The sequence below is a fragment of the Pseudomonas sp. NFACC04-2 genome (assembly GCF_900119265.1).
In the GTDB taxonomy this organism is placed as follows: domain Bacteria; phylum Pseudomonadota; class Gammaproteobacteria; order Pseudomonadales; family Pseudomonadaceae; genus Aquipseudomonas; species Aquipseudomonas fluorescens_AA.
Map to the genome: position 1 here is coordinate 82,782 of NZ_FPJC01000020.1, position 14,611 is coordinate 97,392.

Genomic DNA, 14,611 nt, shown 5'->3' on the forward strand with positions numbered 1-14,611 from the left:
TTACCAAACACAACGTTCGGTGATTACGACGATCAGGCAGTCGCCTTGTCGTCCTTCTTAAGACTTGCAGGCGGCCAGTTGTCGAGGCGCATGCCGAGGGACAGACCGCGGGAGGCCAGAACGTCCTTGATTTCAGTCAAGGATTTCTTGCCAAGGTTCGGAGTCTTCAACAGCTCTACTTCGGTACGCTGAATCAGGTCGCCGATGTAGTAGATGTTTTCCGCCTTAAGGCAGTTAGCCGAACGTACAGTCAGTTCCAGATCGTCAACCGGGCGAAGCAGGATCGGATCGATCTCGTCTTCCTGCTCGACAACCACTGGCTCACTGTCACCCTTGAGGTCGACGAACGCAGCCAACTGCTGTTGCAGGATGGTTGCAGCACGGCGGATAGCCTCTTCAGGATCCAGGGTACCGTTGGTTTCCAGATCAATAACCAGCTTGTCCAGGTTGGTACGCTGTTCGACACGGGCGTTTTCCACCACGTATGCGATACGGCGAACTGGGCTGAACGAAGAGTCAAGCTGCAAGCGACCGATGCTGCGGCTTTCGTCTTCATCGCTCTGACGCGAGTCTGCCGGTTCATAACCACGACCACGAGCTACGGTGAGCTTCATGTTCAGGGCGCCGTTAGACGCCAGGTTAGCGATTACGTGATCGGGGTTAACGATCTCGACATCATGATCCAGCTGAATATCGGCAGCGGTAACCACCCCCGAACCCTTCTTCGACAAGGTCAGCGTAACTTCGTCACGACCGTGCAGCTTGATAGCCAGACCTTTCAGGTTCAACAGGATTTCAATTACGTCTTCCTGTACACCTTCGATGGCGCTGTACTCATGGAGCACACCGTCAATCTCGGCCTCGACTACTGCACAGCCGGGCATTGAGGACAACAGGATGCGGCGCAGCGCGTTGCCCAGGGTGTGGCCGAAACCACGCTCGAGAGGCTCGAGTGTGATCTTGGCGCGGGTTGGACTGACAACCTGCACATCAATATGGCGGGGTGTCAGGAACTCATTTACCGAAATCTGCATGGATGCACCTATTTTCTAGCCCTTACTTGGAGTAGAGCTCGACAATCAGGCTTTCGTTGATGTCGGCGGACAGATCACTGCGAGCAGGAACGTTCTTGAAAACGCCCGACTTCTTCTCAGTGTCTACTTCTACCCATTCTACGCGGCCACGTTGGGCACACAGATCGAGAGCTTGGACAATGCGAAGTTGGTTCTTTGCTTTCTCGCGAACAGCAACCACGTCACCAGCACGAACCTGGTAGGACGGAACGTTTACGGTCTGACCGTTAACGCTGATCGACTTGTGCGATACCAGCTGACGGGATTCGGCACGAGTAGAACCGAAACCCATACGGTATACAACGTTGTCCAGACGGCATTCGAGCAGTTGCAACAGGTTTTCGCCGGTTGCGCCTTTCTTGCCAGCTGCTTCTTTGTAGTAGCCGCTGAATTGACGCTCGAGAACGCCGTAGATACGACGGACCTTCTGCTTTTCACGCAGTTGGGTGCCGTAATCGGACTGGCGACCGCGGCGTTGGCCGTGGATACCAGGTGCTGCTTCAATGTTGCACTTCGATTCGATCGCGCGCACGCCGCTCTTCAGAAAAAGATCGGTGCCTTCGCGACGAGCGAGTTTGCATTTTGGACCAATGTAACGAGCCATTCTTTACAATCTCCTGGATTACACGCGGCGCTTCTTCGGCGGACGGCACCCGTTGTGCGGGATTGGCGTCACGTCGGTGATGCTGGCGATCTTGTAGCCACAGCCGTTCAAAGCGCGGACTGCGGATTCACGACCTGGACCTGGACCCTTGACGTTGACGTCGAGGTTTTTCAGGCCGTATTCCAGCGCAGCTTGACCAGCACGCTCAGCAGCTACTTGAGCAGCGAACGGGGTGGACTTGCGGGAACCGCGGAAACCCGAACCACCGGAGGTAGCCCAGGAAAGAGCGTTACCTTGACGGTCGGTAATGGTCACGATGGTGTTGTTAAAAGAAGCATGGATGTGGGCGATGCCATCAACCACTGTCTTTTTAACTTTTTTACGAGGACGAGCAGCAGGTTTTGCCATGATTAAATTCCTGTCGATTCGCTGGGGCGATTACTTGCGGATCGGCTTACGCGGACCTTTACGGGTACGCGCGTTGGTCTTGGTACGCTGACCGCGTACTGGCAGACCACGACGATGACGCAGACCGCGATAGCAACCGAGGTCCATCAAGCGCTTGATTTTCATGTTGATTTCGCGACGCAGGTCACCTTCAGTGGTGAACTTCGCCACTTCGCCACGCAGCTGTTCAATCTGCTCGTCGCTCAGATCTTTGATCTTTGCCGCTGGGTTGACCCCAGTCACCGCACAAATTTTCTGTGCAGTAGTGCGACCAACACCATAGATGTAGGTCAGCGAGATAACAGTATGCTTGTTATCTGGAATGTTGACGCCTGCAATACGGGCCATTCAGTGGGACTCCAATTGACAGCTACCTACGCCCCGGAAGCCAAGAAATAGGGCGCGAGATAATATCGCTGTAATAACAAATAATCAACCCGGCAGCGCACTAGCTGCCGGGCTTAAAGCACAATCACACTCAGCCTTGGCGCTGTTTGTGACGCGGTTCCGCGCTGCAAATTACCCGAACAACACCTTCGCGGCGAATAATCTTGCAGTTGCGGCACAGCTTTTTCACCGATGCACGAACTTTCATCACCAACTCCTCGAACCTTATGGACGCTACTCAGCGCAACATGCCGCTGCCGTAGCCCTTCAGGTTGGCTTTCTTCATCAGGGATTCGTACTGGTGCGAAACGAGGTGCGATTGTACTTGGGACATGAAGTCCATCACAACCACGACCACGATCAGCAACGAGGTCCCGCCAAGGTAGAACGGTACGTTTGCCGCAACCACCAGGAACTGGGGCAACAGACAGACGGCCGTCATGTAAAGAGCACCGAACATGGTCAAGCGAGTCAAAACGCCATCAATGTAGCGCGCAGACTGCTCACCTGGACGGATGCCCGGAATAAAGGCACCGGACTTCTTCAGGTTTTCCGCTACGTCTTTCGGATTGAACATCAACGCCGTATAGAAGAAGCAGAAGAAAATAATCCCTGCACTAAACAGCAGAATATTCAACGGCTGACCAGGAGCGATCGACTGCGAGATGTCCTGCAACCAGCCCATACCTTCAGACTGGCCGAACCAGGCACCCAACGAAGCCGGGAACAGCAAAATGCTGCTCGCGAAAATAGCCGGAATAACGCCGGCCATGTTCACCTTCAACGGCAAGTGGCTGGTCTGCGCAGCAAACACCTTGCGGCCCTGCTGACGCTTGGCGTAGTGAACAGCGATTCGCCGCTGACCACGCTCAATGAACACCACGAAACCGATAATCGCTACTGCCAACAAACCGATGGCAACCAGGGCGAAAATGTTGATATCACCCTGACGCGCAGACTCGAAAGACTGCCCGATCGCTCTCGGAAGACCGGCGACGATACCTGCGAAGATCAACATCGAGATACCGTTGCCAACACCACGCTCAGTAATCTGCTCACCCAGCCACATCATGAACATCGCGCCCGCCACAAACGTGGTTACCGCAACGAAATGAAAGCTGAAATCAGCAGTGAACGAAACGCCCTGCCCCGCCAGGCCAATGGACATGCCAATGGCCTGAACGAGAGCGAGGACGACAGTGCCGTAGCGGGTGTACTGGCTGATCTTGCGACGGCCAGCTTCACCTTCCTTCTTCAACTGCTCCAGCTGCGGGCTGACGGCGCTCATCAGTTGCATGATGATCGATGCCGAAATGTACGGCATGATCCCCAGTGCAAAGATGCTCATCCGCTCCAGCGCGCCGCCGGAAAACATGTTGAACAAGCTAAGAATGGTCCCCTCATTCTGTCGAAACAGGTCCGCGAGTCGGTCCGGGTTGATACCTGGAACCGGGATGTGTGCGCCTATTCGGTAGACGATAATCGCCAGGAACAGAAAACGCAGACGAGCCCAGAGTTCAGACATACCGCCTTTGCCGAGCGCAGAGAGAGCACCTTGCTTAGCCATTTATTCCTCGAACTTGCCGCCAGCTGCTTCGATAGCCGCACGCGCACCTTTGGTGGCGCCGATTCCCTTTCCGATGGTGACAGCACGAGCAACTTCGCCCGACAGCATGATTTTCACACGCTGTACGTTCTGGTTGATCACGTTGGCATCCTTCAGGGACTGCACGGTGACGATGTCGCCGTCCACTTTGGCCAGCTCGGACAGACGCACTTCTGCGCGATCCATGGCTTTCAGGGAAACGAAACCGAACTTCGGCAGGCGACGATGCAGCGGCTGTTGGCCGCCTTCAAAGCCTGGAGCAATGGTGCCACCGGAGCGGGAGGTCTGACCTTTGTGGCCACGGCCACCGGTCTTGCCCAAACCACTACCGATACCACGGCCCGGACGATGCTTTTCGCGACGGGAACCCGGCGCTGGACTCAGATCATTGAGTTTCATCGATTAACCCTCGACACGCAGCATGTAGTAAGCCTTGTTGATCATCCCGCGATTCTCGGGAGTATCCTGGACTTCTACAGTGTGACCGATGCGACGCAGACCCAGACCCTTAACGCACAGTTTGTGGTTAGGGATGCGGCCGGTCATGCTTTTGATCAGCGTTACTTTTACGGTAGCCATGATCAGAAGATCTCCTTGACGCTTTTGCCACGCTTGGCGGCAATGGATTCAGGAGACTGCATTGCTTTCAAACCCTTGAAAGTGGCGTGAACCACGTTTACCGGGTTAGTCGAGCCGTAGCACTTGGCCAGAACGTTCTGAACGCCAGCAACCTCGAGGACAGCACGCATAGCGCCGCCAGCGATGATACCGGTACCTTCAGAAGCAGGCTGCATGTACACCTTCGAAGCGCCATGGGCGGACTTCATTGCGTACTGCAGAGTGGTGCCGTTCAGATCAACCTGGATCATGTTGCGGCGAGCAGCTTCCATTGCCTTCTGGATCGCAGCAGGCACTTCACGCGACTTGCCACGGCCGAAGCCAACACGGCCTTTACCATCACCCACTACGGTCAACGCAGTGAAAGTGAAGATACGGCCGCCTTTAACGGTTTTGGCTACGCGGTTAACTTGAACCAGCTTCTCGATGTAGCCTTCGTCGCGCTTTTGGTCGTTATTTGACATAACTTAGAACTCCAGCCCAGCTTCACGAGCAGCATCAGCCAGCGCCTTGACGCGGCCGTGGTACTTGAAGCCAGAGCGGTCGAAAGCCACCTGCGAGACGCCAGCGGCTTTAGCACGCGTAGCGACCAGCTGGCCAACCTTAGTGGCCGCGTCGATGTTGCCAGTGGCGCCATCACGCAGTTCTTTATCCAAAGTCGAGGCACTTGCCAGGACTTTGTTGCCGTCGGCCGAAATGACCTGGGCGTAGATGTGCTGCGACGAGCGGAACACGCAGAGACGCACGACTTCGAGTTCGTGCATTTTCAGGCGTGCTTTGCGAGCGCGACGCAGTCGAGTAACTTTTTTGTCGGTCATTTGCTATGCCCTACTTCTTCTTGGCTTCTTTACGACGGACGACTTCGTCCGCGTAGCGCACACCTTTGCCTTTGTACGGCTCTGGTGGACGGAAGTCGCGGATCTCGGCGGCCACTTGACCTACCAGCTGCTTGTCGATGCCCTTGATCAGGATATCGGTCTGGCTAGGAGTCTCAGCGGTGATGCCTTCCGGCAGTTCATAATCCACTGGGTGCGAGAAGCCAAGAGCCAGGTTCAGCACTGTGCCTTTTGCTTGCGCTTTGTAACCAACACCGACCAGCTGGAGCTTGCGCTCGAAGCCTTGGCTTACGCCTTGGACCATGTTGTTTACCAACGCACGAGTGGTACCAGCCATTGCGCGAGTCTGTTGATCGCCATTGCGAGCAGCGAAACGCAGCTCACCAGCTTCTTCAACGATCTCAACGGACGAATGGATGTTCAGTTGCAGAGTGCCCTTGGCACCCTTCACCGAAAGCTGTTGGCCTGCGAATTTGACTTCGACACCGGCTGGCAGCTTAACGGGGTTCTTAGCGACGCGTGACATGCTTATCCCCCCTTAGAACACAGTGCAAAGAACTTCGCCGCCGACACCGGCAGCGCGCGCAGCACGATCCGTCATCACACCCTTGTTGGTGGAGACGATAGACACGCCCAGGCCGCCACGAACTTTTGGCAGATCCTCGACGGACTTGTACTGACGCAGGCCAGGACGGCTAACGCGCTTCACTTCCTCGATGACCGGACGGCCTTCGAAGTACTTCAGCTCGATGGACAGCAGAGGCTTGATTTCGCTGCTGATCTGATAACCCGCAATGTAACCTTCGTCCTTCAGGACTTTGGCAACAGCTACCTTCAACGTAGAAGATGGCATGCTTACGACGGACTTTTCAGCCATCTGGGCATTACGGATACGAGTTAGCATGTCCGCTAACGGGTCCTGCATACTCATGGGCTAGACGCTCCTAATACACAAAAAATTAGCCTTATCGGCTAGTACGTGTCGCCGAGCGCATCCGCGCAATAAAAACACGGGCTCAGGCGAGCCGGGTATTCTAGACACACCCCACAAATGAATCAAGCCCCAAAAGGGGCTTGATTCAAGTTCAAGGTCACCGACGGTCAGGATCTTGCGATCCCGAACGCCGCGACTTTGACAGTGCTTACCAGCTGGCTTTAACCAGACCTGGAACGTCACCACGCATTGCAGCTTGACGCAGCATGTTACGGCCGAGGCCGAACTTGCGGTACACGCCGTGCGGACGACCAGTCAGGCGGCAGCGGTTACGCATGCGCGAGGCGCTTGCGTCACGTGGCTGCTTCTGCAGGGCTACGGTAGCTTCCCAACGCGCTTCTGGACTTGCGTTCAGATCAACGATGATAGCTTTCAGCGCTGCACGCTTGGTGGCGTACTTGGCAACGGTGAGCTGACGCTTCAGCTCACGGTTTTTCATGCTCTTCTTGGCCATTTTCCTACTCCAATCAGTTGCGGAACGGGAATTTGAAAGCGCGCAGCAGTGCGCGACCTTCATCATCCGTCCGAGCAGTGGTGGTCAGGGTAATGTCCAGACCGCGGAGAGCGTCGATCTTGTCGTAATCGATTTCCGGGAAAATGATCTGCTCTTTAACGCCCATGCTGTAGTTGCCACGACCATCGAAGGACTTGGCATTCAGGCCGCGGAAGTCGCGAACCCGAGGCAGGGAGATCGACAGCAGACGATCCAGGAACTCGTACATACGCTCACGGCGCAGGGTCACTTTGACGCCGATCGGCCAACCTTCACGGACTTTAAAGCCAGCGATGGATTTCCGAGCGTAAGTCACGACGACTTTCTGACCGGTGATCTTTTCCAGGTCAGCAACAGCGTGCTCGATGACTTTTTTGTCGCCGATCGCTTCGCCCAGACCCATGTTCAGGGTGATTTTGGTAACGCGCGGAACTTCCATCACGTTCGAAAGCTTAAGTTCTTCCTTAAGTTTCGGTGCGATTTCCTTCCGGTAAATCTCTTTTAGTCGTGCCATGGTCTTCTACCTAGCAGTGTTCAAGCATCAACCGCTTTTTGGGTCGACTTGAAGACACGAATTTTCTTACCGTCTTCTACTTTGAAACCAACGCGGTCAGCCTTGTTGGTTTCGCCGTTGAAGATGGCGACGTTGGAAGCGTGCAGTGGCGCTTCTTTCTCGACGATACCGCCCTGTACGCCCGACATCGGGTTAGGCTTGGTATGACGCTTGACCAGGTTCAGACCACCAACAACCAGACGGTTGTCAGCAAGAACCTTCAGCACCTTACCGCGCTTACCTTTGTCTTTGCCGGCGATCACGATGATCTCGTCGTCACGACGAATCTTTTGCATGTCGGATCTCCTTACAGCACTTCTGGGGCGAGCGAGACGATCTTCATGAACTTCTCAGTACGAAGTTCACGGGTCACTGGCCCAAAGATACGGGTGCCGATCGGCTCTTGCTTGTTGTTCAACAGAACAGCAGCGTTGCCATCAAAGCGGATGATGGAGCCGTCAGCACGACGAACGCCATGGCGAGTGCGGACTACGACAGCAGTCATCACTTGGCCTTTTTTCACCTTACCGCGAGGAATTGCTTCCTTGACGGTAACCTTGATGATGTCACCGATACCAGCGTAACGACGATGGGAGCCACCCAGCACCTTGATGCACATAACACGGCGAGCGCCGCTGTTATCGGCCACATCGAGCATGGATTGAGTCTGAATCATATAATTTCTCCGACCCCTAGCCCTTAGACTTCCACAGCGCGTTCGAGAACATCAACCAGCGCCCAAGACTTGGTCTTGGCCATCGGACGAGTTTCACGAATAGTGACTTTGTCGCCGATGTGGCACTGATTGGTTTCGTCGTGCGCGTGCAGCTTAGTCGAACGCTTAACGTATTTACCGTAGATCGGGTGCTTAACGCGACGCTCGATCAGAACGGTGATGGTTTTGTCCATCTTGTCGCTGACAACACGGCCAGTCAGCGTACGGACAGTTTTTTCGGCTTCAGCCATGATTACTTACCTGCCTGCTGGTTGAGCACAGTTTTCACGCGAGCGATATCACGCTTAACTTGCGAGAGCAGATGAGACTGCCCCAACTGGCCAGTTGCTTTCTGCATACGCAGATTGAACTGGTCGCGCAGCAGGCCGAGCAGTTGCTCGTTCAGCTGCTGTGCTGATTTTTCACGAAGTTCATTCGCTTTCATCACATCACCGTCCGTTTAACAAAGGCGGTGGCGAGCGGCAGCTTTGCAGCAGCCAGGGCAAAAGCCTCACGCGCCAGCTCTTCAGTTACACCCTCGATTTCATACAGGACTTTGCCTGGCTGAATCTGGGCAACCCAGTATTCGACGTTACCCTTACCTTTACCCATCCGAACTTCGAGTGGCTTCTTGGAAATAGGCTTGTCCGGGAATACACGGATCCAGATCTTGCCGCCACGTTTTACGTGACGGGTCAGAGCACGACGCGCTGACTCGATCTGACGAGCGGTGAGACGACCACGAGCAACAGACTTCAGCGCGAACTCGCCGAAGCTGACTTTGCTACCGCGCAATGCCAGGCCACGGTTGTGACCGGTCATTTGCTTGCGGAACTTCGTACGCTTTGGTTGCAACATTTGGCGTACCCCTTACTTAGCAGCTTTTTTACGAGGCGCTGGTGCTTGTGGCTTCAGTTCTTCTTGGCGACCACCAATTACTTCGCCTTTGAAGATCCAAACCTTTACACCGATCACACCGTAGGTGGTGTGAGCTTCGTAGTTGGCATAGTCGATGTCGGCACGCAGGGTGTGCAGTGGCACACGACCTTCGCGATACCATTCAGTACGTGCGATTTCAGCACCGCCGAGACGACCGCTCACTTGGATTTTGATGCCTTTGGCACCAATGCGCATGGCGTTCTGTACAGCGCGCTTCATAGCGCGACGGAACATGACGCGACGCTCCAGCTGCTGAGCTACGCTCTGCGCAACCAGCATACCGTCGAGCTCCGGCTTGCGGATCTCTTCGATATTGATGTGCACAGGCACACCCATTTGCTTGGTCAGGTCCTGACGCAGTTTCTCAACATCTTCACCTTTCTTCCCGATAACGATACCTGGACGAGCGGTGTGGATGGTGATACGTGCAGTCTGCGCCGGACGATGGATATCGATACGGCTTACGGACGCGCTTTTTAGTTTGTCTTGGAGATACTCACGCACCTTCAGATCAGCGAACAAGTAGTCCGCATAAGTCCGACCGTCTGCGTACCAGACGGAGGTGTGCTCCTTGACGATTCCCAGGCGAATGCCAATGGGATGTACTTTCTGACCCATCTCTTCGACTCCGTTACTTGTCAGCAACCTTGACAGTGATATGGCAAGACCGCTTGACGATGCGATCAGCACGGCCTTTGGCACGTGGCATGATGCGCTTCAGCGAACGCCCTTCGTTGACGAAAACGGTGCTGACCTTCAGGTCATCAACGTCTGCGCCTTCGTTATGCTCGGCGTTGGCTACGGCCGACTCCAGCACTTTCTTCATGATCTCGGCGGCTTTCTTACTGCTGAAAGCCAACAGGTTGAGCGCTTCGCCCACCTTCTTCCCGCGGATCTGGTCGGCGACCAAGCGGGCTTTCTGGGCGGAGATTCGAGCGCCCGACAACTTAGCGGCTACTTCCATTTCCTTACCCCTTAACGCTTGGCTTTCTTGTCAGCCACGTGCCCACGGTATGTGCGGGTACCGGCGAACTCGCCCAGTTTGTGGCCGACCATGTCTTCGTTCACGAGAACTGGGACGTGTTGGCGACCGTTGTGTACTGCGATGGTCAGACCGACCATTTGTGGCAGGATCATCGAACGACGCGACCAGGTCTTAACTGGTTTGCGATCGTTCTTTTCCGCCGCCACTTCGATCTTCTTCAGTAGGTGAAGATCAATAAAAGGACCTTTTTTCAGAGAACGTGGCACTGTCGTATCCCTCTATTTACTTGCGACGACGGACGATCATTTTGTCGGTACGCTTATTACCACGAGTCTTCGCGCCCTTAGTCGGGAAGCCCCATGGCGATACCGGATGACGACCACCAGAGGTACGACCTTCACCACCACCATGTGGGTGGTCAACCGGGTTCATGGCAACACCACGAACGGTTGGGCGAACGCCACGCCAGCGCTTGGCACCAGCTTTACCCAACGAACGCAGGCTGTGCTCGGAGTTCGAGACTTCGCCCAGGGTCGCACGGCATTCAGCCAGTACTTTACGCATCTCACCAGAACGCAGACGCAGGGTCACGTAGACACCTTCACGAGCGATCAGCTGAGCCGAAGCACCAGCGGAACGAGCGATCTGTGCGCCTTTACCTGGCTTCAATTCGATGCCGTGTACGGTGCTACCAACTGGAATGTTACGCAGTTGCAGAGCGTTGCCCGGCTTGATCGGTGCCAGGGCACCTGCGATCAGCTGGTCGCCAGCACTCACGCCTTTAGGGGCGATGATGTAGCGACGCTCGCCATCTGCGTACAGCAGCAGAGCGATGTGAGCAGTACGGTTTGGATCGTATTCGATACGCTCGACGGTGGCAGCGATGCCATCCTTGTCGTTGCGACGGAAGTCGACCAGACGATAATGCTGCTTATGACCACCACCGATGTGACGAGTGGTAATACGGCCATTGTTGTTACGACCACCAGACTTCGATTTTTTCTCGAGCAGCGGTGCGTGAGGAGCGCCTTTATGCAGCTCCTGGTTGACCACCTTGACCACAAAACGGCGGCCAGGGGAAGTCGGTTTGCATTTAACGATTGCCATGATGCACCCCTTCCTTACTCAGCACTGCTGCTGAAATCGAGATCTTGGCCTGGCTGAAGGGAGATAACTGCCTTCTTCCAGTCATTACGCTTGCCCAGACCGCGAGCAGTGCGCTTGCTTTTACCCAGAACGTTCAGGGTAGTCACGCGCTCTACTTTCACGCTGAACAGGCTTTCGACGGCCTTCTTGATTTCCAGCTTGGTTGCGTCGGTAGCAACCTTGAAAACGAACTGGCCTTTCTTGTCTGCCAGAACCGTAGCCTTCTCGGAAACGTGCGGGCCAAGCAGAACTTTAAATACGCGTTCCTGGTTCATCCCAGCAGCTCCTCGAATTTCTTCACGGCCGACACGGTGATCAACACCTTGTCGTATGCGATCAGACTGACCGGATCGGAACCCTGCACGTCACGAACGTCGACGTGTGGCAGGTTGCGAGCAGCCAGGTACAGGTTCTGATCAACAGCGTCAGACACGATCAGGACGTCAGTCAGGCCCATGCCGTTCAGCTTGTTCAGCAGATCTTTGGTTTTCGGTGCTTCAACAGCGAAGTCCTGAACCACGACCAGACGATCAGTACGCACCAGCTCAGCAAGGATGGAACGCATTGCTGCGCGGTACATCTTCTTGTTCAGCTTCTGGGAGTGATCCTGAGGACGAGCTGCGAAAGTGGTACCGCCGCCACGCCAGATTGGGCTACGGATAGTACCGGCACGAGCACGGCCAGTACCTTTCTGACGCCATGGGCGCTTGCCGCCACCGGAAACGTCGGAACGGGTCTTTTGCTGCTTGCTACCTTGACGGCCGCCGGCCATGTAGGCCACGACTGCTTGGTGAACCAGCGTCTCGTTGAATTCGCCGCCAAATGTCAGTTCGGAAACTTCGATCGCTTGAGCGTCATTTACATTTAATTGCATGTCAGCTTCCCCTTAACCGCGAGCCTTGGCTGCTGGACGTACAACCAAGTTGCCGCCAGTAGCGCCAGGAACAGCGCCCTTGACCAACAACAGATTGCGTTCAGCGTCCACGCGCACTACTTCGAGGGACTGCACGGTCACGCGCTCAGCGCCCATATGACCGGACATTTTTTTGCCCTTGAATACACGACCAGGAGTCTGGCACTGGCCGATAGAGCCTGGAACGCGGTGGGATACGGAGTTACCGTGGGTGTTATCTTGCCCGCGGAAGTTCCAACGCTTGATCGTACCCTGGAAGCCTTTACCCTTGGACTGACCGGTTACATCAACCAGTTGGCCAGCGGCGAAGATTTCAGCGTTGATCAGATCGCCGGCCTGGTACTCGCCTTCTTCAAGGCGGAATTCCATTACGGTACGACCAGCGGCAACGTTCGCCTTGGCGAAGTGGCCAGCCTGAGCTGCTGTTACACGCGAAGCACGACGCTCGCCGACAGTGACTTGCACTGCACGATAGCCATCGGTCTCTTCAGTTTTGAACTGGGTGACGCGATTCGGCTCGATCTCAATGACCGTGACCGGAATGGAGACACCTTCTTCGGTGAAAATACGGGTCATACCGCATTTACGACCGACTACACCAATAGTCATGTTGTAAACCTCATGAGTGTACGGGGCTTTCACCCGCTATGGCCGCCCATTTCAGAGCGTTACACGACTAAGACCGAGTCTTAGCCGAGGCTGATCTGCACTTCCACACCGGCCGCAAGATCGAGCTTCATAAGAGCATCAACGGTTTTATCCGTTGGCTGGACGATGTCCAGAACGCGCTTATGAGTACGGATCTCGTACTGGTCACGCGCGTCTTTGTTGACGTGCGGGGAGACCAGAACGGTGAACCGCTCTTTACGGGTAGGCAGTGGAATTGGACCACGCACTTGAGCACCAGTACGTTTCGCGGTTTCCACGATTTCCTGGGTGGATTGGTCGATCAGGCGATGGTCAAAAGCCTTCAACCTGATACGGATTTGCTGATTTTGCATTGGATTTCAGACTCCGGCTGCTATTCCCACCGGGCGCAATACGCCCGTTAAAAGGAGGCGCAATTCTATAGACGCCCCTGGTAGGTGTCAACCCAATAAAAAAGCCCCCGCTAAGCGGGGGCTTTTCAACTCATCAAGCTGACTCTAAAAGAGACTTACTCGATGACTTTGGCTACAACGCCGGCGCCGACGGTACGACCGCCTTCACGGATAGCGAAACGCAGGCCGTCTTCCATCGCGATGGTCTTGATCAGGGTAACAGTCATCTGAATGTTGTCACCTGGCATTACCATTTCAACGCCTTCTGGCAGCTCGCAGTTACCAGTCACGTCAGTTGTACGGAAGTAGAACTGTGGACGGTAGCCTTTGAAGAACGGAGTATGACGACCGCCTTCTTCCTTGCTCAGAACGTAAACTTCTGCGGTGAACTTGGTGTGCGGCTTGACGGTGCCTGGCTTGACCAGAACCTGGCCACGCTCAACGTCGTCACGCTTGGTGCCGCGCAGCAGGACGCCGCAGTTCTCGCCAGCACGACCTTCGTCGAGCAGCTTGCGGAACATTTCAACGCCGGTGCAGGTAGTTTTCTGAGTGTCGCGCAGACCGACGATCTCAACTTCTTCCTGGATACGGACGATGCCACGCTCAACACGACCAGTCACAACAGTACCGCGACCGGAGATCGAGAATACGTCTTCGATTGGCATCAGGAACGGCTTGTCGATAGCACGCTCTGGCTCTGGGATGTAGCTGTCCAGAGTTTCCACCAGCTTCTTGACGGCAGTGGTGCCCATTTCGTTGTCGTCTTGGCCGTTCAGAGCCATCAGAGCCGAACCGATGATGATTGGAGTGTCATCACCTGGGAAGTCGTAAGTGCTCAGCAGGTCGCGCACTTCCATCTCAACCAGTTCCAGCAGCTCAGCGTCGTCAACCATGTCAGCCTTGTTCAGGAAGACAACGATGTACGGAACGCCTACCTGACGGGACAGCAGGATGTGCTCACGGGTTTGTGGCATCGGACCATCAGCGGCCGAGCAAACCAGGATCGCGCCGTCCATCTGGGCAGCACCGGTGATCATGTTTTTTACGTAGTCGGCGTGACCTGGGCAGTCAACGTGTGCGTAGTGACGCACGGCCGAATCGTATTCAACGTGAGCGGTGTTGATGGTGATACCGCGAGCTTTCTCTTCCGGGGCGCTGTCGATCTTGTCGAAGTCAACCTTGGCCGAACCGAAAACTTCGGAGCAGACACGGGTCAGAGCAGCGGTCAGCGTGGTTTTACCGTGGTCAACGTGACCGATGGT

Annotated in this window: 28 protein-coding genes; all 28 read right to left on the minus strand. The window is 55.2% G+C overall.

Annotated features, from left to right (window positions below):
• Window positions 1–32: 32 nt before the first annotated feature.
• Window positions 33–1,034: a DNA-directed RNA polymerase subunit alpha gene (gene rpoA / locus BT125_RS22540; RefSeq protein WP_003186012.1), complete on the minus strand. Its 1,002-nt coding sequence runs from the start codon at window positions 1,032–1,034 to the stop codon at window positions 33–35.
• A gap of 22 nt (window positions 1,035–1,056) precedes the next feature.
• Window positions 1,057–1,677 carry a 30S ribosomal protein S4 gene (rpsD, locus tag BT125_RS22545; protein ID WP_003176404.1) on the minus strand — a complete coding sequence of 207 codons (621 nt, stop codon included), beginning with the start codon at window positions 1,675–1,677 and terminating at the stop codon, window positions 1,057–1,059.
• An 18-nt stretch (window positions 1,678–1,695) separates the two neighbouring features.
• A complete protein-coding gene (gene rpsK, locus BT125_RS22550; RefSeq protein ID WP_002555466.1) occupies window positions 1,696–2,085 on the minus strand; it encodes a 30S ribosomal protein S11 in 390 nt (129 codons plus the stop codon).
• Window positions 2,086–2,115: 30 nt separating this feature from the next.
• Window positions 2,116–2,472 carry a 30S ribosomal protein S13 gene (rpsM, locus tag BT125_RS22555; RefSeq protein WP_003186020.1) on the minus strand — a complete coding sequence of 119 codons (357 nt, stop codon included), beginning with the start codon at window positions 2,470–2,472 and terminating at the stop codon, window positions 2,116–2,118.
• Between the two features lie 130 nt (window positions 2,473–2,602).
• Window positions 2,603–2,719, minus strand: coding sequence for a 50S ribosomal protein L36 (gene rpmJ, locus BT125_RS22560; protein WP_002555468.1), 117 nt, complete (start codon window positions 2,717–2,719; stop codon window positions 2,603–2,605).
• A 30-nt stretch (window positions 2,720–2,749) separates the two neighbouring features.
• Window positions 2,750–4,078 carry a preprotein translocase subunit SecY gene (gene secY / locus BT125_RS22565; RefSeq protein ID WP_003186029.1) on the minus strand — a complete coding sequence of 443 codons (1,329 nt, stop codon included), beginning with the start codon at window positions 4,076–4,078 and terminating at the stop codon, window positions 2,750–2,752.
• Window positions 4,079–4,516, minus strand: coding sequence for a 50S ribosomal protein L15 (rplO, locus tag BT125_RS22570; RefSeq protein ID WP_003186032.1), 438 nt, complete (start codon window positions 4,514–4,516; stop codon window positions 4,079–4,081). It lies immediately after the preceding gene.
• A gap of 3 nt (window positions 4,517–4,519) precedes the next feature.
• Complete coding sequence (gene rpmD / locus BT125_RS22575; RefSeq protein ID WP_003176408.1) at window positions 4,520–4,696, minus strand: 50S ribosomal protein L30; 177 nt, start codon at window positions 4,694–4,696, stop codon at window positions 4,520–4,522.
• Window positions 4,697–4,698: 2 nt separating this feature from the next.
• Window positions 4,699–5,199: a 30S ribosomal protein S5 gene (gene rpsE / locus BT125_RS22580; protein WP_003186035.1), complete on the minus strand. Its 501-nt coding sequence runs from the start codon at window positions 5,197–5,199 to the stop codon at window positions 4,699–4,701.
• 3 nt (window positions 5,200–5,202) lie between these two features.
• On the minus strand, window positions 5,203–5,553 hold the full coding sequence (gene rplR / locus BT125_RS22585; protein WP_003186037.1) for a 50S ribosomal protein L18: 351 nt from the start codon (window positions 5,551–5,553) through the stop codon (window positions 5,203–5,205).
• Between the two features lie 10 nt (window positions 5,554–5,563).
• Window positions 5,564–6,097 carry a 50S ribosomal protein L6 gene (gene rplF / locus BT125_RS22590; protein WP_003186039.1) on the minus strand — a complete coding sequence of 178 codons (534 nt, stop codon included), beginning with the start codon at window positions 6,095–6,097 and terminating at the stop codon, window positions 5,564–5,566.
• Between the two features lie 12 nt (window positions 6,098–6,109).
• Window positions 6,110–6,502 (minus strand): 30S ribosomal protein S8, encoded by a 393-nt coding sequence (gene rpsH / locus BT125_RS22595; protein WP_017848802.1) that lies wholly within the window; start codon window positions 6,500–6,502, stop codon window positions 6,110–6,112.
• 211 nt (window positions 6,503–6,713) lie between these two features.
• Entirely contained in the window at window positions 6,714–7,019 is a 306-nt protein-coding gene (rpsN, locus tag BT125_RS22600; protein WP_003186042.1) for a 30S ribosomal protein S14, read from the minus strand.
• Between the two features lie 13 nt (window positions 7,020–7,032).
• Window positions 7,033–7,572 (minus strand): 50S ribosomal protein L5, encoded by a 540-nt coding sequence (gene rplE, locus BT125_RS22605; RefSeq protein ID WP_003186044.1) that lies wholly within the window; start codon window positions 7,570–7,572, stop codon window positions 7,033–7,035.
• Window positions 7,573–7,592: 20 nt separating this feature from the next.
• Window positions 7,593–7,907 carry a 50S ribosomal protein L24 gene (rplX, locus tag BT125_RS22610; protein ID WP_003186046.1) on the minus strand — a complete coding sequence of 105 codons (315 nt, stop codon included), beginning with the start codon at window positions 7,905–7,907 and terminating at the stop codon, window positions 7,593–7,595.
• Window positions 7,908–7,918: 11 nt separating this feature from the next.
• A complete protein-coding gene (rplN, locus tag BT125_RS22615) occupies window positions 7,919–8,287 on the minus strand; it encodes a 50S ribosomal protein L14 (protein WP_002555479.1) in 369 nt (122 codons plus the stop codon).
• 23 nt (window positions 8,288–8,310) lie between these two features.
• Window positions 8,311–8,577 carry a 30S ribosomal protein S17 gene (gene rpsQ / locus BT125_RS22620; protein ID WP_003194644.1) on the minus strand — a complete coding sequence of 89 codons (267 nt, stop codon included), beginning with the start codon at window positions 8,575–8,577 and terminating at the stop codon, window positions 8,311–8,313.
• Window positions 8,578–8,579: 2 nt separating this feature from the next.
• Complete coding sequence (gene rpmC / locus BT125_RS22625; RefSeq protein WP_002555481.1) at window positions 8,580–8,771, minus strand: 50S ribosomal protein L29; 192 nt, start codon at window positions 8,769–8,771, stop codon at window positions 8,580–8,582.
• Window positions 8,771–9,184 carry a 50S ribosomal protein L16 gene (rplP, locus tag BT125_RS22630; protein WP_025215754.1) on the minus strand — a complete coding sequence of 138 codons (414 nt, stop codon included), beginning with the start codon at window positions 9,182–9,184 and terminating at the stop codon, window positions 8,771–8,773. Before rplP ends, rpmC begins: the two co-directional genes overlap by 1 nt.
• 12 nt (window positions 9,185–9,196) lie before the next feature.
• The gene (gene rpsC / locus BT125_RS22635) at window positions 9,197–9,883 is read right to left on the minus strand and encodes a 30S ribosomal protein S3 (RefSeq protein ID WP_003176422.1); all 687 of its coding nucleotides are present in this window, start codon (window positions 9,881–9,883) and stop codon (window positions 9,197–9,199) included.
• Between the two features lie 13 nt (window positions 9,884–9,896).
• The gene (gene rplV, locus BT125_RS22640) at window positions 9,897–10,229 is read right to left on the minus strand and encodes a 50S ribosomal protein L22 (protein ID WP_003103908.1); all 333 of its coding nucleotides are present in this window, start codon (window positions 10,227–10,229) and stop codon (window positions 9,897–9,899) included.
• An 11-nt stretch (window positions 10,230–10,240) separates the two neighbouring features.
• A complete protein-coding gene (gene rpsS, locus BT125_RS22645; RefSeq protein ID WP_002555486.1) occupies window positions 10,241–10,516 on the minus strand; it encodes a 30S ribosomal protein S19 in 276 nt (91 codons plus the stop codon).
• A 16-nt stretch (window positions 10,517–10,532) separates the two neighbouring features.
• Window positions 10,533–11,357, minus strand: a complete 825-nt coding sequence (rplB, locus tag BT125_RS22650) for a 50S ribosomal protein L2 (RefSeq protein ID WP_003186055.1) — start codon at window positions 11,355–11,357, stop codon at window positions 10,533–10,535.
• A gap of 14 nt (window positions 11,358–11,371) precedes the next feature.
• Entirely contained in the window at window positions 11,372–11,671 is a 300-nt protein-coding gene (gene rplW / locus BT125_RS22655; protein ID WP_002555488.1) for a 50S ribosomal protein L23, read from the minus strand.
• Window positions 11,668–12,270: a 50S ribosomal protein L4 gene (rplD, locus tag BT125_RS22660; RefSeq protein WP_003186057.1), complete on the minus strand. Its 603-nt coding sequence runs from the start codon at window positions 12,268–12,270 to the stop codon at window positions 11,668–11,670. Before rplD ends, rplW begins: the two co-directional genes overlap by 4 nt.
• 12 nt (window positions 12,271–12,282) lie before the next feature.
• The gene (gene rplC / locus BT125_RS22665; RefSeq protein ID WP_003186059.1) at window positions 12,283–12,918 is read right to left on the minus strand and encodes a 50S ribosomal protein L3; all 636 of its coding nucleotides are present in this window, start codon (window positions 12,916–12,918) and stop codon (window positions 12,283–12,285) included.
• Between the two features lie 80 nt (window positions 12,919–12,998).
• Window positions 12,999–13,310 (minus strand): 30S ribosomal protein S10, encoded by a 312-nt coding sequence (gene rpsJ / locus BT125_RS22670; protein WP_003186070.1) that lies wholly within the window; start codon window positions 13,308–13,310, stop codon window positions 12,999–13,001.
• 155 nt (window positions 13,311–13,465) lie between these two features.
• A partial coding sequence (tuf, locus tag BT125_RS22675) for an elongation factor Tu (RefSeq protein WP_072410523.1) occupies window positions 13,466–14,611 on the minus strand: 1,146 nt, incomplete at its 5' end.

What these genes read in the sequence shown, in the direction of transcription:
- rpsC (WP_003176422.1), bottom strand. Translation starts at nt 9,883, where the DNA reads ATGGGTCAGAAAGTACATCCCATTGGCATTCGCCTGGGAATCGTCAAG.
- rpmC (WP_002555481.1), bottom strand. Translation starts at nt 8,771, where the DNA reads ATGAAAGCGAATGAACTTCGTGAAAAATCAGCACAGCAGCTGAACGAG.
- rpsK (WP_002555466.1), bottom strand. Translation starts at nt 2,085, where the DNA reads ATGGCAAAACCTGCTGCTCGTCCTCGTAAAAAAGTTAAAAAGACAGTG.
- rpsJ (WP_003186070.1), bottom strand. Translation starts at nt 13,310, where the DNA reads ATGCAAAATCAGCAAATCCGTATCAGGTTGAAGGCTTTTGACCATCGC.
- rplD (WP_003186057.1), bottom strand. Translation starts at nt 12,270, where the DNA reads ATGCAATTAAATGTAAATGACGCTCAAGCGATCGAAGTTTCCGAACTG.
- rpsE (WP_003186035.1), bottom strand. Translation starts at nt 5,199, where the DNA reads ATGTCAAATAACGACCAAAAGCGCGACGAAGGCTACATCGAGAAGCTG.
- rpoA (WP_003186012.1), bottom strand. Translation starts at nt 1,034, where the DNA reads ATGCAGATTTCGGTAAATGAGTTCCTGACACCCCGCCATATTGATGTG.
- rplP (WP_025215754.1), bottom strand. Translation starts at nt 9,184, where the DNA reads ATGTTGCAACCAAAGCGTACGAAGTTCCGCAAGCAAATGACCGGTCAC.
- rplW (WP_002555488.1), bottom strand. Translation starts at nt 11,671, where the DNA reads ATGAACCAGGAACGCGTATTTAAAGTTCTGCTTGGCCCGCACGTTTCC.
- rplO (WP_003186032.1), bottom strand. Translation starts at nt 4,516, where the DNA reads ATGAAACTCAATGATCTGAGTCCAGCGCCGGGTTCCCGTCGCGAAAAG.
- rplX (WP_003186046.1), bottom strand. Translation starts at nt 7,907, where the DNA reads ATGCAAAAGATTCGTCGTGACGACGAGATCATCGTGATCGCCGGCAAA.
- rplV (WP_003103908.1), bottom strand. Translation starts at nt 10,229, where the DNA reads ATGGAAGTAGCCGCTAAGTTGTCGGGCGCTCGAATCTCCGCCCAGAAA.
- rpsN (WP_003186042.1), bottom strand. Translation starts at nt 7,019, where the DNA reads ATGGCCAAGAAGAGCATGAAAAACCGTGAGCTGAAGCGTCAGCTCACC.
- secY (WP_003186029.1), bottom strand. Translation starts at nt 4,078, where the DNA reads ATGGCTAAGCAAGGTGCTCTCTCTGCGCTCGGCAAAGGCGGTATGTCT.
- rpsD (WP_003176404.1), bottom strand. Translation starts at nt 1,677, where the DNA reads ATGGCTCGTTACATTGGTCCAAAATGCAAACTCGCTCGTCGCGAAGGC.
- rplF (WP_003186039.1), bottom strand. Translation starts at nt 6,097, where the DNA reads ATGTCACGCGTCGCTAAGAACCCCGTTAAGCTGCCAGCCGGTGTCGAA.
- rpsQ (WP_003194644.1), bottom strand. Translation starts at nt 8,577, where the DNA reads ATGGCTGAAGCCGAAAAAACTGTCCGTACGCTGACTGGCCGTGTTGTC.
- rpsH (WP_017848802.1), bottom strand. Translation starts at nt 6,502, where the DNA reads ATGAGTATGCAGGACCCGTTAGCGGACATGCTAACTCGTATCCGTAAT.
- rplE (WP_003186044.1), bottom strand. Translation starts at nt 7,572, where the DNA reads ATGGCACGACTAAAAGAGATTTACCGGAAGGAAATCGCACCGAAACTT.
- rplR (WP_003186037.1), bottom strand. Translation starts at nt 5,553, where the DNA reads ATGACCGACAAAAAAGTTACTCGACTGCGTCGCGCTCGCAAAGCACGC.
- rplN (WP_002555479.1), bottom strand. Translation starts at nt 8,287, where the DNA reads ATGATTCAGACTCAATCCATGCTCGATGTGGCCGATAACAGCGGCGCT.
- rpmD (WP_003176408.1), bottom strand. Translation starts at nt 4,696, where the DNA reads ATGGCTACCGTAAAAGTAACGCTGATCAAAAGCATGACCGGCCGCATC.
- rpsM (WP_003186020.1), bottom strand. Translation starts at nt 2,472, where the DNA reads ATGGCCCGTATTGCAGGCGTCAACATTCCAGATAACAAGCATACTGTT.
- rplC (WP_003186059.1), bottom strand. Translation starts at nt 12,918, where the DNA reads ATGACTATTGGTGTAGTCGGTCGTAAATGCGGTATGACCCGTATTTTC.
- rpmJ (WP_002555468.1), bottom strand. Translation starts at nt 2,719, where the DNA reads ATGAAAGTTCGTGCATCGGTGAAAAAGCTGTGCCGCAACTGCAAGATT.
- rplB (WP_003186055.1), bottom strand. Translation starts at nt 11,357, where the DNA reads ATGGCAATCGTTAAATGCAAACCGACTTCCCCTGGCCGCCGTTTTGTG.